This window comes from Algibacter sp. Ld11, from assembly GCF_045066735.1.
In the GTDB taxonomy this organism is placed as follows: domain Bacteria; phylum Bacteroidota; class Bacteroidia; order Flavobacteriales; family Flavobacteriaceae; genus Algibacter.
In genome coordinates this window covers 22360-39782 of record NZ_JBISHH010000023.1, presented here as the reverse complement: position 1 = coordinate 39782, position 17423 = coordinate 22360, and the positions used below count along the sequence as shown (strand labels likewise).

8 protein-coding genes are annotated in these 17423 nt (G+C 33.3%); 5 read left to right on the top strand and 3 right to left on the bottom strand.

The genetic code is table 11. The features are described 5' to 3' along the window. The first annotated feature begins 19 nt into the window (after positions 1 to 19). The 4 genes from ACJJV4_RS09565 to ACJJV4_RS09550 all read left to right on the top strand — a co-directional run bounded on the left by ACJJV4_RS09565 (position 20) and on the right by ACJJV4_RS09550 (position 8334). Positions 20 to 814: an energy transducer TonB gene (locus tag ACJJV4_RS09565; protein WP_405293812.1), complete on the top strand. Its 795-nt coding sequence runs from the start codon at positions 20 to 22 to the stop codon at positions 812 to 814. 158 nt (positions 815 to 972) lie between these two features. Then, positions 973 to 3072 carry a gliding motility protein RemB gene (locus ACJJV4_RS09560; RefSeq protein WP_405294164.1) on the top strand — a complete coding sequence of 700 codons (2100 nt, stop codon included), beginning with the start codon at positions 973 to 975 and terminating at the stop codon, positions 3070 to 3072. A 627-nt stretch (positions 3073 to 3699) separates the two neighbouring features. Beyond that, positions 3700 to 6015, top strand: a complete 2316-nt coding sequence (locus tag ACJJV4_RS09555) for a chondroitinase-B domain-containing protein (protein ID WP_405293810.1) — start codon at positions 3700 to 3702, stop codon at positions 6013 to 6015. Between the two features lie 30 nt (positions 6016 to 6045). Further along, complete coding sequence (locus ACJJV4_RS09550; RefSeq protein WP_405293808.1) at positions 6046 to 8334, top strand: heparinase II/III family protein; 2289 nt, start codon at positions 6046 to 6048, stop codon at positions 8332 to 8334. A 5-nt stretch (positions 8335 to 8339) separates the two neighbouring features. Here ACJJV4_RS09550 and ACJJV4_RS09545 read toward each other — a convergent pair whose 3' ends face one another. The 3 genes from ACJJV4_RS09545 to ACJJV4_RS09535 all read right to left on the bottom strand — a co-directional run bounded on the left by ACJJV4_RS09545 (position 8340) and on the right by ACJJV4_RS09535 (position 14202). Continuing rightward, positions 8340 to 9521 (bottom strand): glycoside hydrolase family 88 protein, encoded by a 1182-nt coding sequence (locus ACJJV4_RS09545; protein WP_405293806.1) that lies wholly within the window; start codon positions 9519 to 9521, stop codon positions 8340 to 8342. Between the two features lie 115 nt (positions 9522 to 9636). Then, positions 9637 to 11139, bottom strand: a complete 1503-nt coding sequence (locus ACJJV4_RS09540) for a RagB/SusD family nutrient uptake outer membrane protein (protein WP_405293804.1) — start codon at positions 11137 to 11139, stop codon at positions 9637 to 9639. Between the two features lie 21 nt (positions 11140 to 11160). After that, positions 11161 to 14202: a SusC/RagA family TonB-linked outer membrane protein gene (locus ACJJV4_RS09535; RefSeq protein ID WP_405293802.1), complete on the bottom strand. Its 3042-nt coding sequence runs from the start codon at positions 14200 to 14202 to the stop codon at positions 11161 to 11163. 946 nt (positions 14203 to 15148) lie between these two features. Here ACJJV4_RS09535 and ACJJV4_RS09530 point away from each other — a divergent pair. Continuing rightward, a complete protein-coding gene (locus ACJJV4_RS09530; protein ID WP_405293800.1) occupies positions 15149 to 17422 on the top strand; it encodes an alginate lyase family protein in 2274 nt (757 codons plus the stop codon). Position 17423: the final 1 nt, after the last annotated feature.

Below are 17423 nucleotides of genomic sequence, written 5' to 3'. Positions count from 1 at the left end.
CATTTAAATTTTAATAATTATGAGTAATCCAAAGAAAACTCACGAACTCATTCGGCAAAATGAGCAAATCGTGAAAAAATCTCAAAAGCATGATGCAAATTTACAAAAAAACTCCACGCTTTACTTTCAAGTGGGGTTAATCGTCTGTTTGTTTATGGTGTATGGGCTTTTTGAAATGAAATTTGAGTCGGAAATCCCTAAAGAGAGTGGTTTTGTTTTTGAACCAGAATCTGAAGAAATTCGAATTGAAAACTACCAGGTTTATGTTGAACCTGTAAAAGAGATTCAGGCAGAACCTCAGAAATCAACTAAATTAATAAATAAGGTTATTGAAATTGAAAACGGTGCTCCGCTTAAAGAAGCTCTAAACATTAAAACGGCCGACGAGAATATAACTTCTAAAGCTGTCGCTATAGGTGATGTTATTGTTGAAGGGCCTCCAATTGAAGAACCTCCAGTAGATTTTATTAGTGTTGAAGAGGTGCCTATATACCCGGGTTGTGAAAATAAAAAATCGAACTTAGATAAACGAAAATGTATGTCTGAGAAAATAACAAAGCTAGTTCAGAAAAAATTTGATACCGATTTAGGGAGTAAGCTTGGCCTATCTGGTAAGCAAGTGATTAGAACCCAGTTTAAAATTGACAAAACCGGGCGTGTTACTGAGATTAAAACACGCGGTACCCATCCAGATTTGGAAAAAGAAGCTGAACGTGTAATTAATAAAATACCAGAAATGACACCAGGAAAACAACGTGATAAAAATGTAGGTGTTATTTATACCTTGCCAATAGTCTTTAGTGTGCAAGAATAAATTACTCAATATAATTGTATAAGAGCCGTTAACCTATATAAGTTAACGGCTTTTTTTGTTTAAAAGGAACTTTTGGAGTTGCCGTGTCGAATCTAAAAAATATAGTATCTTTCGATCTTAAATATTTGTTATACTATTTATCAATCCCCAATTAAGTGATGAAGCAATTTCTTTTCCTAGTATTTATTTTGGTTCAATATCTGGGCTATGCTCAAGCTAATTCTTATTCAGAAAAACCACCAGTGTTTTCGGCTTGCGATAGTGTTTCTTTTAATAATCAGCAAAAGTGTTTTGATAATCAAGTTCATTCATATATCTACAATAACTTTAAGACACCTTTAAAGGTGAAAAATGAAAATTATAAAGGAGAAGTTGTGGTGCTATTTGAAGTAGATACAACGGGTCGTTTTAAAGTAATTTATGTTGATGCTGTATATAGTGAATTGAAAGAAGAGGCAACTCGTGTATTTTCAAGTCTTCCAAAAATAAAGCCGGCAACTTATAATGGTCGTTCTACGTTTAAGCAATATTCTTTGGGAATCAAAATTCCTTTGGAGGATATTGGAATTTATAACGAACAAAATGAAACCATTAAATCAGTTTCTAAGTTAGAACAAAAAGCAAAGCAAGAATATGATCAGGTGGATAATGATTTAAAAGCCTTTGAAAATAAGGTATATAGAAGTCAATTAAACATTCAGTTTACACATAGTGACTATGCGAAGTTTGATAGACAAATGAATGCTGTGGGAACAAATAGCCATACCGCGTCAAAACCCTTTGTTTATGATGATGTGGCGAGCTATTACGACTTTGAAGCCGAAAATGAGGCCCTGCAGCGTGAAACCAAAACTTGGGCCGGACAGAAGCTTTGGAATGAACATTTGGTTCAATTGCAAAGTGATGATTATTGGTTTACTATAGATCCCATTTTTGATTTAGAAGTTGGTAAAGATACCGACGCTGAATTTAGCTCAACTTATAATAATACACGTGGCTTTCTAGTGCAAGGTGGCTTGGGTGAAAAGTTTAATTTTTATGCATCCGTTTTTGAAAGTCAAGGACGTTTTGCCGATTATGTAAATAGGTATGCAGAAACTTTAAAGGCTTTTGGCCCCGATCCCGCTATTATTCCCGGTCGAGGTATTGCAAAGAGGTTTAAAACCGATTCTTATGATTATCCAGTAGCCGAAGCATACATGTCGTATGCGCCTGCAAAATTTGTAAATGTCCAGTTTGGACATGGTAAAAATTTTATAGGCGACGGATACCGTTCTTTGCTATTGAGTGATGTTGCTAGCCCACACCCGTTTCTTAAGTTAAATACTAAGTTCTGGAAAATTAAATATACCAATACTTGGATGTGGTTAAGAGATGTGCGCCCAGAAGTTACGGAAGATGGTGCGTTTTTAACGAAATACATGGCTAATCATTATTTAAGCTGGAATGTATCTAAACGCTTTAACTTAGGTTTGTTTGAGTCGGTAATTTGGACCAGTTCGAATAATCGTGGTTTTGATGTTAATTACTTAAACCCAATTATTTTTTACAGAGCTATAGAGTTCGAAACCGGGCAAGATGCTGGTAATGCTGTTATTGGGGCAACAGCAAAATATAAGTGGAACGATAATGTTAATTTATATAGCCAATTTGTGTTAGATGAATTTTCTTTGGCCGATGTAAAAGCTGGAGAAAAGAGTTGGAAAAACAAATTTGGTTATCAATTGGGGGTTAATTATTTTAATGCTTTTAAGGTTGAAAATTTATTGCTTCAGTTTGAGTATAATCGCGTTAGGCCCTATACATATTCACATAATACTATAGCCACAAATTATGGGCATAATAATCAATCTATGGCGCACCTTTGGGGAGCTAATTTTAGTGAAGCTATATTTATAGGTCGCTATCATTACAAGCGATGGTTTGCCGATGCTAAGTTAGTTTTTGGGGTTCGTGGTTTAGATTTTAATACCGATACAGACACGTTTAGTTATGGTGCCGATATTTATAAAAATTATAACGATCGTCCTTTCGATTCTGGAGTAGAGGTAGGACAAGGTCTGAAAACAAAAATTTTTAATGGCAATTTGCAAGCCGGTTATGTATTAAATCCTGCGTCTAATCTAAAATTGTTTACAGATATTACGGTAAGGAATTTTAATCCAGATGCTACTACAGATGCCACTTTCAAAAATAGTACAGTTTGGTTTAACTTCGGTATTAGAACCGACTTGTTTAATTGGTATTTCGATTACTAATTTTCTTCTAAAATAGAGGGTTGTTTTCATTTTATCAACGGCCTAGCTCGAGGGTTTAACCTGTTTTAGCTGCATGTTTAATGAAGTTATTGTGCAATCAATAGAAATTTGGTGTCAATAATAATCTAAATCACACTGTACTAGTGCTTTATTTTTCATTGACTAAGAGCTTGTATCAATTGTTTTTTCTTCGTTTATTCTTTTTTCTATGGCATTTTAACCATAATTGATGTTTAATTATCAAATTTTCTGTTAAAATAATTTGCTTACCTCGAAATTATGCATATATTTGGAAAACCAATCTGGTTAACCAATTTGGTTTTCCAGAAAAACAATCCACCTAAACTAAGCTAGATATAAAACAAAGGTGTTTTTTCTTTTTTTAGTTACGTTATGGTTAAATGTTAAATTAATATCTTTTCGAGATGTTTTTAAAGCAGGATGAAATACAGAAAAAAATAGATATTTCAAGTTTAATCCATGGTTTTTGTCTTTTTGAAATAAACCAATTAAAAGAAAGCTTGAACAAAATAAATTATAGTTGAGTAGTTAGTTGTTTTTAAAAAGAAGGTCTTTTGTTGTAATTGGCCTTCTTTTTATTATTTTAAATGTATCAAAAACGTTTTTATGAATAAGTTGTTTAGCCTTTTTTTGGTAGTAGTCTTTTGTTTTTCTTGTAACGAAAAAGTTAAAAACTCAGGTGCTTTAGTAAACACCAATGAGGAATTGTATGAGGCTATTAAAAATGCCAAAGCTGGAGATAATATTGTTTTGGCAAATGGTACGTGGGAGAATGTAGAAATAAAGTTTGTAGCAGAAGGTACTGAGGGTTCTCCAATTACGTTACGAGCAGAAACTCCAGGACAAGTATTTATTGAAGGTGTTTCTAATTTAGAAATTTCGGGACATTACTTAGTTGTTGAAGGCTTGTTTTTTAGAAATGGATACACGCCAACAAGCAACGTTATTGCGTTTAGAACAAGTGAAGAAACTGTTGCTAACCATTGTAGAGTGACTAATTGCGTAATTCTAGATTACAACCAAAAACATCGTGATAATGATGATTTGTGGATTCAACTTTTTGGAAAACACAATAAAGTAGATCATTGTTATATAGCTGGTAAAACTAACGGCGGTCCAACACTTAGGGTGGACTTAAAAGGGAATCAGAGTATTAGAAATTATCATCAAATTGTTAATAATCATTTTGGGCCAAGACCTAGAAAAGGTGGTGCCAGAGGCGAGTCTATTCAATTAGGTAGTAGTTTTACGTCTATGTCTCCTAGTAACACAACTATTGCTAATAACTTATTTGAAGAATGTAATGGTGAAGTTGAAGTTATTTCTAGTAAAACAAATTTTAACGAAATTAGAAATAATGTATTCTATAAAAGTGAAGGTTCTGTAGTAACACGCCATGGTAACTATGCTGTTATTGACGGTAATTATTTTATAGGTGATGGTGTAAATAAAAATTACGGTGGAATTAGATTAGTAAATACCGGACATTGGGTTGTAAATAATTATTTCTATAACATTATTGGTGAAAACTTTAGAAGCCCGCTAGCCGTAATGAACGGAATCCCAAAGTCCCCATTAAATAGATACAACCAAGTTACCGACGTAGTAGTTGCTTATAATACTTATGTAGATTGTAAGTCGCCGTGGCAGTTTGGTGTGGGTACCAACATAGCGCAAGCCGATGTTTTACCAATATCAGAAATCCGATCAGCAAGACCTATTAGAACAACAGTTGCTAATAACGTTATTTATAACACAGTTGGAGATAATGAACCAGTGATTGAGCATGATAAGGCCGATGGTGTTTTGTTTAAAAGTAACGTTATAGATAATAGTGGCGTAAAATTTAATGAATTTAACGGAGGTTTGGTATCAGCTAAATTAGAACTAAAAACTATCTCAAAAAATATTGCGATTCCAACAGGTATTCCGAGTTCTGTTGAGCCTTATGTAGGTTTCGAGTTTAATACTATAACTAAAGATTTGGCAGGAAATTCTAGGGCTGATCAAAATAAAATTGGAGCTTTTGTAAATTCAGAAATGGGAGATCCAAATATTTTAGATAAATCAAAATATGGAGCAAGTTGGTATTCTAATGTTATAGAAAAAAAAGCACCAAACACACATGTGGTTTCTAAAGCTGAAGAGCTTCAATCACAAATTGATAAGGCTAATAATGGTGATATCATTGCTTTGAATTCAGGAGTTTTTGAAATTAAAGAATCTATTATCATCAATAAAAATATTACTATACAGTCTAAAGAAGAGGCGAAGGCTCAAATTATATTTTCAGGTAAGGTCGATACTCCATTATTTTCTTTACATCCTAAAGGAATTCTTTCTATAAAAAATGTGAGTTTAAAAGGAAACAATACAAACTATGCTTTTGCTACTTTAAAAGAAGATATGTCCAATCATTTCGGCTTATCGGTATCAGCTTGTGATATAAGTGACTTTAATTATGCTTTAAAAGTATACAAGGAGTCTTTTTCAGAAGCAATTACATTTGAAAGTACATCTATTTCAAATTGTGAAAACGGTTTAGAATTATCTGAAGAGACAAACGATAGAGGTGATTATAACACCGAATATTTAACAGTAAATAACTGTATATTCAATAACGTGAAGCAAAATGTTATTGATTATTATCGCGGTGGTTATGATGAGTCTACTATTGGTGGCAATCTATTAGTTGCTAATAGTACTTTTACTAATTGTGGTGCTAATGAGCCTAACAAAATGCTGTTAAATCACAGAGGGATTGTTTACGTTAACATTAATAAAAACACATTTAAAAACAATGCTGTAGATTATGTTTCTATACTTTGGGGAGCAAAGGAAAATTATGAATTAGATAACGTAATTACTAATTCCGGAAAAATAAAAACCGAAGAAAATTTAAAAATGAAATTAATGTATTAACCCATATATTAATTTGAAATAATAAATACAATGTTTTATTCTCAACTTTCACTAAAAAGAGATATTACAACAGTTAAAAAGCAGCATTTAAATTTAATTTTAATGCTGTTTTTTGTTGGTGTAATATTTCCTTTCTATGCTCAAAATATCTCATCTACGGAGATTATTAATAATAAAGAATTACCTAATTATTTAACAGAATCTGCTCGGGCAGAGTTAGGTATTAATGGAGATATATCAAAAGAAGTTTTAGCAAGTTATTTAAGAGAGAAGTTTTCTGAGCGCTATTTTTTCAATTGGAAAAACAAAGACAAACGTTTTTTAGAATATAAAAGACTTTATGCTTCCGCGGAAAAATCTCATGTTGAAAATGCAAAAGACCATATGGAGAAATTTCCTGATGTTGCACAATGGAAATTACCCTTTAATTACAAGAATGGAGAGCCTGTAAACGCTTATGCATTGCGACATTTGGCACGTCAGCACAAAATGGTCGACATTGCTTATTTATACCATTACAAGAATAAAGATACTACTTATTTAAACTATTTTAAAAACCAATTACAATCGTTAAATGCTGCACTAGCTGTAAATAAATATGAAGTTATTCAAGATGGTAATGGTGTTTTCGAATCTTTTAGGTCGGGATATCGCGTTTTAAATTGGTTGCAAATTCATAATTTGTTTTTAGGCGACGCTGCTTATACTGATGATGATCAACTAACAACAATAGCAACGCTTTTGCAGCATGGAGCGCATTTGTATGAGCATAACACAAAGTTTCATGCGGGTAATCACCAAACAAGAGGTTTATCTGCTTTAGCCATGCTGTCTATATTGCTTAGAGACTTTGAGGGAGCCAATGTGTGGTACAATCATGCCATGAAACTTTTAGAAGAACATTTATCGAAAGAAATTAACGACGATGGTTTTCAATTTGAGCGCACGGTGCATTACCACATGAGTGATATTGGAAATTATTATTACGTGTATCAGCTTGCTAAAACGAGTAATCTCAAAGTGAATTCTTATTGGAAAGATAGGTTAAAATCTCTTTTTGAAACCTTAACCAAAATAGCATATCCTGATAAAACAGCTCCTGTATTATCCGATGATACCGATAACCCTTGGGGAGAGAAAAATGATATTTCAGGAGCACTAACGTTGGGTTATCTTTTGTTCGATTCGCCAAAGATGGGGTATTTCGCAAATAATAAAGTAGATTCTCGAATGTACTGGTTTGTTAACGAGAAACAATTGACAATGCTCAATAATATTCAGTCGAAATCTCCAACCATGAAATCGGTTGAGTTCCCGGATACAGGTTATTACATTATGCGAGAGGGTTGGAAGGAGAAAGATAAAATGATGATTATTTCATCGGGTTTAGATGCCAATAAACCAGATCATCAACATGGAGATATGCTTGGTGTGCAGGCTATGGCAAATGGAAAAGTAATTTTGCCTAATTACCAAGTGCGCTATTCTTTAAAAGATTTGGAACTTTTTAAAAATTCATTGACCAAAAATGTAGCTTTGGTTGATCATGAATTAATTGGTAAAGAATATACCTCTAATAAAGGCGGAAGTGGTTTTGGAAAATTTTTAAATTTACCAAAACCAACAACTATAGTTTGGCAGAAAAATAAGGATTTGGATGTTTTTATTGGAAGTCATGATGGTTTTGGAAATATAGGAGTTGGGTATCATAGACAAGTATTATATTTAAAGGATGATTTCTGGGTTGTAAAAGATAATTTTACTTCGGATAAAAGCCATGTTTATAAACAAGTTTGGCAAGGTCATTATAGTTTAGAAGAAGGTGCGAGTTTAATTCGTTCTTCTTTTGATGATGCTTCTGGCCTTGACATTTTTCAAATGAATAAAGTGGATACAGTGGTAAACTCGGGGCAACGTGGTAAGCAGTGGTCTATAGTTTCAAAATCTGGATTAAGTAATTTCAGTTTTATAACGATTTTATATCCTTATTCGGGTTACAGTAACCGCATAGATGAAGATAGTAAAAAAACTAAAGTGAAAGGTTGGATGCTAAATGCTTCTGATGTTGTAATAAAAGGGGATCACGCTTACAGTTTATCCAAATCAAATAAAGTATTATTATTTGGAGTAAAATCTGTAAAATGGAACGATATTGAAATTCAGTTTTCTGAAATTTCCGATATGTTTATCAAGACTAGTAATACTGAAGTAACAATACAATCGTTAACAAATAAATATGTTAAGGTTGTATTGAAGACTAATAAAATGAAAAAAGCAATTTCTCTAAAACCAGGAGAGGCTGCTTTACTTAAAATGTAGTAAACTTATGAAGTCTTTAGTTCCTTCAGTCTTATTAATGTTTCTAAAAAATAATAATCTCCGTATACGATAGGTTCGTCCATTTCATCTTTTTTAGGCCAATTACCAGTGCTGTGATCTAAAATAAAAGGCGCTTCAATATTTTCATTTAAAAGGTAGTTTTTGGAGTTTAAACTGTTTACTACTTTTTTACTATAGTTTAAATAGTCTTCATTTTTTGTATATCCAAATAATTCTACCAAAGCAGATGAAACTAAGGCTCCAGCTGAGACATCTTTTGGTGCGTTTGGAATAGAAGGATCGTTAAAATCCCAATATGGAATGCCATCTTTAGGTAGGTTTTCGTGGTTTATAAAGAAGTTTGCTGTAGCTTCTGCGCGGTCGAGGTACTTTTTATCTTGGGTATAGCGATAAGCCATGGTGTAACCGTAAATAGCCCAACCCTGGCCGCGTGCCCAAGAAGATTCGTTAGCGAATCCTTGGTGTGTCACCTTCATTCTTGGTTGATAGGTAATAGTATCATAGTCTACAACGTGATAACAGCTATTATTAGGTCTAAAATGGTTTTTTAAGGTGTTATTAGCGTGTTTTACAGCTAAGTGATGATAACTGCTATCTAAAGATATTTTAGTAGCTTCAAACAGTAATTCTAAATTCATCATATTATCTATAATGACTGGAAATTGCCAAACATCTTTGTTGAAATCCCACGAGCGAATGCTACTTATGTTTGTATTAAAGCGTGTACTAAGTGTTTTGGCGCTTTCAACAATTATTTGTTTGTAGTCATCATTGTCTTCATATTTTAGGCCATTACCGAAACTGCAGAAAATTTTGAAACCCATATCATGGGTTCGGTTGTTAAATTTTTCATTTTCAATATAAGCTGTCCATTCTTTGGCTTTGTTTTTATAAGCTTCGTTTCCTGTTAAGTCGTAAATCTGCCAAAGATTTCCAGGAAAAAAACCACTGCACCAATCTTTGGGTAGTACCTTTTTTAGAGTATTGGTTTTTAAGTTTACGCTACGCGGAAAGGCTAAGGAGTCTAAAGGGTATTCTAGTAGTTTTTTATATCGAGCGTTTAATGATTCTTTGGCAGTTTTTACAGACGTAATTTCTGTACTACTTTTATTTTTGCAGCTTATAAGGTTTATTATTATAACGATAAGTAGTATGTGTTTTTTCATCGAGGTATCATTTAAGTATTGGTAAATTAAATAAAAAAAACCTCAAATCAATAAATGATTCGAGGTTTTAAAGCTAGAAGCGACTAATATGCTTCATATAAAATTGGTGCTAAACTTATAGATTTGGGTTTCTCTCTTGTTCTACTTCTGGAATAGCAATAAGGTAGTTGTCTTCGCTAAAAGATTTAGCTCCCTCTAGACCAGATGCACTAAATACCTGTGTACCCAATTTTCTTCTGGCAATATCGTACCATCTTTTAAGTTCAAAAGCAAGTTCTAATCTGCGTTCCTCTAATACCATGTCTGTAAAAGCAGCGCCAGATAATCCAGAAACATCTGCTGGTGATGCACTTGGCGTACTTCCTGTAGCACCATCTCTAGCTCTTTCTCTTACTTCGTTTACCCAGTCGTGAGCTTCTTGACTTCCAGGAGTAACCTCGTTAGCAGCTTCTGCTGCAATTAAAAGTACTTCAGCATAACGCATAAGTGAGTAAGCATGGCTAGATGCTCTACCATTTCCTCCAGATTCTCCTCTAAAACGTGTGTATTTTGCACAGTATGGTTGGTTTTTGTTTCTGGCATCAAACGAGTTAAATTTGGTATAAGGCTCTTCAACACCATCAAAAACTCCTGTGGTGTTAAAACTAACAGCTCTTCTGTAATCGTTTTCATCCCACGTTGTAAATGCTTTAAGTGGTGGAACTAGAACTGCCCAACCTTCTTGACCAGAACCAAATTGGTCATCTGCTCTAATTCCAGTAAATGGTACAAGATAATCTGTACTATAATTTCCAAGAGACGTGTCGCCAATATAATCTAATGTAAAAATTGGTTCTTTTGAATCACGAGCTAAGGCTGAATTAAATAAATTTTGAAAATCTGGTTCTAAATCATACCCATAAGTGTTCTTTTTATTAATAACATCTTTAGCTTCTGCATAAGCCATTGGATAGTTGCCTATAGTTAAATAAACTGAAGCCAAATAAGAACTCGCTGCTCCTGCAGATGGTATAGATCTTGTTGCTTGCGTTGTAGGTAGCCATGTTTTTGCAAAGGTAAAGTCTGCAATAATGTTTGTGTAAACGTCTGCCGCTGCTGTTTTTTCTATATTATTACCTTCTTCTACATTGGTTACTGGTTCACTTAAGTAAGGAATGTCTCCAAATTGTCTCACTAAATGATAGTATGCTAATGCTCTTGCAAAATAAGCTTGAGCAACAACAGCATTTACTTCTGCTTCATCTGCATTTATAGTTTCTGCTCCTGCAATAGCTTGATTAGCTGCAGAAATTATTTGATACATTATTGGCCAACTTACTCTAGTTTGCCCATTGTCATCTAGATCCGTGAACTCATCATGGTCAATTCTTTCTTGTCTTGTGTTAGGGTCTGAAATTTCAATCATATCACTACGAAGCATAAGCGTCATTCCAGTTTCTCTAGTTAGGAAATAGCGATTATGCATATAACCATAAGCACCATTAACTGCTACTTGTAATTTGTCTATAGACGTAAAGTAGGTTGTAGGTGATAATAACCCTACTGGCTCCTCTTCTAAGTCTGAACAGCCTATCATTGATAATCCTATCAATAAAAATAAATATTTATATGTTTTCATTATGTCTGTTTTAGTTTATTATTAAAATTTCAAATTAAGGCTCATAGTGACTGATTTCACTGTTGGGTAATTACCAAAGTCAAATCCTTGAGTTGTGTTAGCCTTAGAATCGTTGCTTCCACCAGAACCAGAATAACTAACTTCAGGGTCTAAACCAGAATAGTTTGTAAAGGTTAATAAGTTTTGTCCACTTACAGATAATCTAAGGTTATCTAAACCTAATTTCTCTGTTATGTTTGCAGGTAAGTTGTAGCCTAAAGCAATATTTTTTAGTCTAATATAACTTCCATCTTCTACAAATCTAGAAGTTGAGCGTCTTACACCAGAAACTGTAGGAATATTGGAGTCTGTATTAGTTGGCGACCAAGCATTTAAAACATCTCTAGTTGTGTTAGAATCTCCAACATTAGCCTGTAGCTTTGTTAGGTTGTAGATATCGCCACCTTGAACACCTTGAAAGAAGATATTTAAATCGAAATCTTTGTATGAGAAGTTATTATTTATACCTAAAGTCCAATCTGGATTTGGATCACCTATTAATTTTTGATCGTCGGTATTAATTAATCCATCTCTAGCACCTGAGGCATCAGCCATGTCTGTGTACAAAGCATCTCCAGCAACGGCACCACTAAAGACGGCTGTTCCTGCAGGAATGTTAGTACCATCATATACACCTCGGTATTCATATCCATAAAATACACCAATAGCTTCACCTTCTCTTAAAACGTGAGTACTACCACCTAATGATAAATAACTTGGCGCTGCATTTAGAAATACATCTTGACCGTTTAATAATTTTTTAAATTCATTTTTATTTGTAGACCAGTTAAAATCTGTTGTCCAAGTAAAATTATCGTTTGTAATATTTCTAGTGTTTAATGATATTTCAAATCCTTGATTGTTTACCTCTCCTACGTTTCTTAAACTAGCAGCGGTAAGAAACCCTAAATATTGAGCTTGACTTCCGTCTTCCATTAAAAGATCTTTAGTGTCAATGTTGTAATAATCTAATGATAAAGATATTTTGCTATTAAATAAACCTAAGTCTATACCAATATTAGTTTGGTAAGATGTTTCCCATTTCAAATCATTATTAGCAGCTTGATCAGGTACAACAGCATTTACAACACTTCCTCCGTATAATCCGTTAATATTATCAAATTTGGCTAAGGATTGGTAAGAATCAATTGCTTGGTTACCTGTTAAGCCATAACTCGCTCTTAATTTTAAGTTTGATATGGTTTCGTGATCCATTAAAAAGTTTTCATTAGATACTTTCCAACCAATAGCTCCTGAAGGAAAAATAGCGTATTTTTCGTTTGAAGCAAAGTTAGAAGCTCCATCACGTCTAACAGTAGCTGTTATTAAGTACTTGTCGTCCCAGTCGTAATTAACTCTACCAAACTGTGATTGAATTTCAGATTCTACTATCGAAGAGTCCGGAATTAAAGGCGTATCTCCACCAGATAAGTTGTAGAAAGAGAAATCGTCATCAATTAAGTTTTGTACTCCGGCTGAAAATCTTGTTGTTGTATTTTTTTGATATGAATACCCTCCTAATAAGGTTAAACTACCTTTACCAATTTCGGTCTTATAAGTTAAGTAATTCTCACTTAATAAGGTTGTAGATTGTCTGTTATTAATCTCTGCAGTACCGTTGTTTCCTCCATCGGTAATTAGTAATGTTTTTGGAATATATGTGCCTACGTTTTCGTTAAAGGTGCTGTAACCAAAAGTTGTTTTAAAAGCAAAGTTTTCTGTAATATCATAGTTGGCATATAAGTTTGCTCTATATCTGTCAGACTTTGTTTCATTTATACGTTCTGTGGCAACGGCATAAGGGTTGTCTACATTATCTCCAACAGAGTTAACAGTATAATCACCATTTTCATCGAAAATGCCTAAGTCTGGAGAAAACCTAACTAATAGTGAAATAACATCATCTCCACCTCCATTAGCAGTTTCACCTGTAGATTGTGTAGAAACTCCATTTTTAGTGGCTCTACTTCCAAAAAGGTTAAACCCTAATTTTAATTTATCTGTTACTTGAGCATCAATATTTGATAAGAATGTCATTTTTTCGAAGTCGGAATTTACAATAACACCTTCTTGTTGAAAATAGTTTGCAGAAGCATAAAAATTTATATTATCGCTTCCTCCAGAAAAAGAAAACTGATGATTTTGTGTATGCCCTGTTTTGTATAGTAGGTCTTGCCAGTCTGTATTTTCAGTTCCTTGTACATAAGACGGGTTTCTTAATTGTTGGTAAGCTGCAAATTCTTCTGCATTTAATAAATCTAGTTTATCTCCCGTGCTTTGCATAGCGTAATTAGTATTAACTTCTATAGTTAATTTACCGCTTCTACCTTTCTTTGTTGTTACTAATACCACACCATTTGAACCTCTAGATCCATAAATAGCGGTTGCAGAGGCATCTTTTAATACCTCCATTGATTGAATATCATTTGGCTGTGGCATACTCGCACCTACAAAACCATCGACTACAATAAGAGGACTACTACTTGCGTTGATAGATGTATTACCTCTAATTTTAATGTTAATAGGAGCTCCCGGCTCACCACCATTATTAGATTGTACTACTACACCAGCTGCACGACCTTGAAGAGCTTGTTCTGCATTTAGTACAGGAAATGCATTTAATTCTTCTGCTTTAACTGAAGATACAGCACCTGTTAAGTCGCTCTTTTTACGAGCACCGTAACCTACAACTACAACTTCTTCTAAAGCACTTACGTCTTCTGCTAAAGCTACATTTATTTTAGATTGTGCTCCAACAGTCACTGTTTTTTGAACAAATCCTACGTAACTAAAACTTAATTCAACACCGCTTCCTTCAACAGTGACAGAGTAATTACCATCAAAATCTGTAGAAGCACCTGTGTTAGTTCCTTTCACAATAACGTTAACACCTGGTAGGGGTTGGTTATCGGTTGCCGAGGTTACTGTACCTGTTATTGTTTTTTGTTGAGCGTTTACTGTAAATGCAAAACAAAAGGCTAATAATAAAAGGTATACCTTTTTAAATCGCTTGTTTTTTTTCATTAGTTTAATAATTAATTTAGTTTAAAATAAATTTCAAGATATATGCTGTTCCTAGTGGTGATACAAATAATATCTTGGCGTGTGTTTGTTTTTTTTGTTTGCTTTTTCTTTTTAGTTTTTCATTTCTGTTTTTCGTGTGTTTTGTAGTATTAGTTTATTTTTTAGGTGAAAAAAGCCCAATTTTAAACTGCCAAACCACTTTGGTTTACCACTTTGGTTTACCAAATATAGTTAAATATTTCATAAAAACAAGAGGCGATAATTTTGTTTTAGATTGGTAGTGTTAATAAATCGTTAAGAAACCTAGATTACTCTTAGGATTCGGCTGTTTTATGTACAAGGCAAAATATGTGTTAATTTTTTAGTAAATTGAAATAAATCATGCTTGTTTTTTGATTTTTTGATCAAAATAGGTTTTGTGATTAAGGGTTATGTGGCTTTGATTTGATGAAAGTGTTTGCTTTATTTTAGTTAGTACATGTGTTTTGAAATAAAACTGAATACATAAATTGTTTTATTTAAGGATTAAGATTTTTTTTAAAATTAATTACGTGTGCGTTTTTTAATCTTTAATCTTACACTTCTAATGTAAGAAAATATTTAACAATAAAGTTGAAATTTATTTCTTTTTTAAATGGCAACTTTAAAATCTGTTTGCTTGATTTCTTAGATTGGTTTAGATTATGATGTTTTAACGCGCAATATTTTTCACTTTTGAACCATTTGTGTTAGTTTTCTAATAAATGTTTTGGATGTAAAATTATTTTTAACTCGCAGGTACTAACCTTGCGTTGTTTAGCTGAAAAATCTTGCTGTATGCAACAAAACTTATGTTTTTTTGGATTGTTAAAATCTGGGATTTGTTAGTCATTCTTTTGTGTAAGTGATAATTATGTCTATATTTGGTAAACCAATTTGGTAAACCAATTAAACCAATTCTAATAAAATGAAAAAATCAGGAGTCAATTTACTCAGTTTAATACTCGTTTTAGTTTCGATGTTCTCTTGTAAGGAGCAGGTATCGAATGAGAAAAGTGAAATGATTTCTACTGAGACCGAAGGAGGTCATCCTAGTTTAATTCTTACAAAAAAAGGAGTTGCGGATATTAGAGCGCAGTTAGGTAATATTCCAATTTTTGATAATACCTTAAAAGAAGTTCAAGAAGAAATTGATGCCGAAATTGAGTTAGGTATTGATACACCAACACCTAAAGATTATTCTGGGGGTTACACCCATGTGCGTCATAAACGTAACATGATTGTTTTACAAAAAGCGGGAGTTTTATATCAAATTTTAGATGATGAAAAATATGCGAAGTATGTTAAAGATATGCTTATGCAGTACGAGGGTATGTATAAAGGATTGCCTAAGCATCCTAAAACAAGATCTTACGCGAGAGGCAAGTTGTTTTGGCAATGTTTAAACGATTCTAACTGGTTGGTGTATGTGAGTCAGGCTTATGATTGTGTTTATAATTACTTAACTGAAGAGGAAAGAAATAAGCTAGAAACTAACTTGTTTAAACCATTTGCTGATTATATTTCTATAGAAAATCCACAATTTTATAATAGAGTGCATAACCATAGTACATGGGGGAATGCAGCGGTTGGAATGATAGGTTTGGTTATGAATGATGAAGAGTTAATCAATCGCGCTTTGTACGGAATTAAGGATTTAGAAATGGACAAAACCGCTAAAGATGATGACGGTGGGTATATTAATAAGGACGGGAAAGCTGGATTTTTGGCTAACATAGAAGAGCCTTTTTCACCTGATGGCTATTATAATGAAGGACCATATTATCAAAGATATGCCATGTATCCGTTTTTAATTTTTGCTGAAGGCTTGCATAATGTAAGGCCAGATGTAAAGATTTTTGAATATAAAGAAGGCGTACTTTTAAAATCAATAAATGCGCTTTTAAATTTATCTGATGCCGATGGTGACTTTTTTCCACTTAACGATGGTCAAAAAGGGATGTCTTATTACAATAGTGCTTTAGTAACAGCTGTAGATATTTCGTATCATTTTGGAGGACAAGATTCAGGGCTTTTAAGTATTGCAAAGCAGCAAAATAAAGTGCTGTTGGATGATTCTGGATTAGCTGTAGCACTCGGAATAAAAAATGAAGAAGAAACACCATTTAGCAAAAAGTCTATTAATTTATCAGATGGGCCTAATGGCACTCAAGGAGGTGTAGGTATTTTGCGTAACGAAGGTATGGAACTTGTTTTTAAGTACGCGGCACAAGGTTCAAGTCATGGGCATTACGATAAATTATCATATTCATTATACGAGAATGGCGATGAGGTTATCCAAGATTATGGCTTAGCTCGTTTTGTGAATATTGAACAAAAAGGTGGCGGAAATTATTTAAAAGAAAATAAAACTTGGGCGAAACAAACCATAGCTCATAATACTATAACGCAAAATGAAATATCTCATTTTAATGGCGATTTCGAAACAGGGAATAAATATCATCCAGACCTTAATTATTTTTCTTCAGAGCATGACAATGTACAAGTAGTAAGTGCAAAAGATGTTCATGCCTACGTTGGAACAGAAATGCTTCGTACTATGGCTATTATAAAGGACGAAGATTTTGAAAAACCATATGTTTTGGATATTATGAAGGTAACATCAAATAAGGCTAATCAATATGATTTTCCATATTACTTTTTGGGTCAGGTTTTACAAACTAACTTCGAATATAAAATACCAGCTACATTAAAAACTTTAGGTAATAAGAACGGATATCAGCATTTGTTTGTTGAAGGTTCCGCTAAAGCGCAAAGTGATAATAGTAAATTGTCTTGGTTAAATAAGGGAGCATTTTACACGTTAACAATGGTGACTACTACCGCCGACGATTTGTTGTTTACGCGAATAGGAGCAAACGATCCTTATTTTAATTTAAGACGAGAGGCCGCTTTACTTTTAAGGCGTAAAAATGTAAAGAACACAACGTTTGTGTCTGCGATTGAGGCGCATGGAAGTTATAGTCCAGTAACAGAATCTGCAGTAAACTCTAAAAGTAATATAGCAGAGTTAAAAGTGCTTTTAGATACGGAAGATTATACAGCAATTGTTATTACTAACGTAAAAGGTAATTCTAAATTATTTATTACTGCCAATATCAATTCAGGAAAGGATGCAACACATAAATTGAAAATTAATAATGAGAATTATGAGTGGTCTGGTTCTTATTATTTCAAATAAA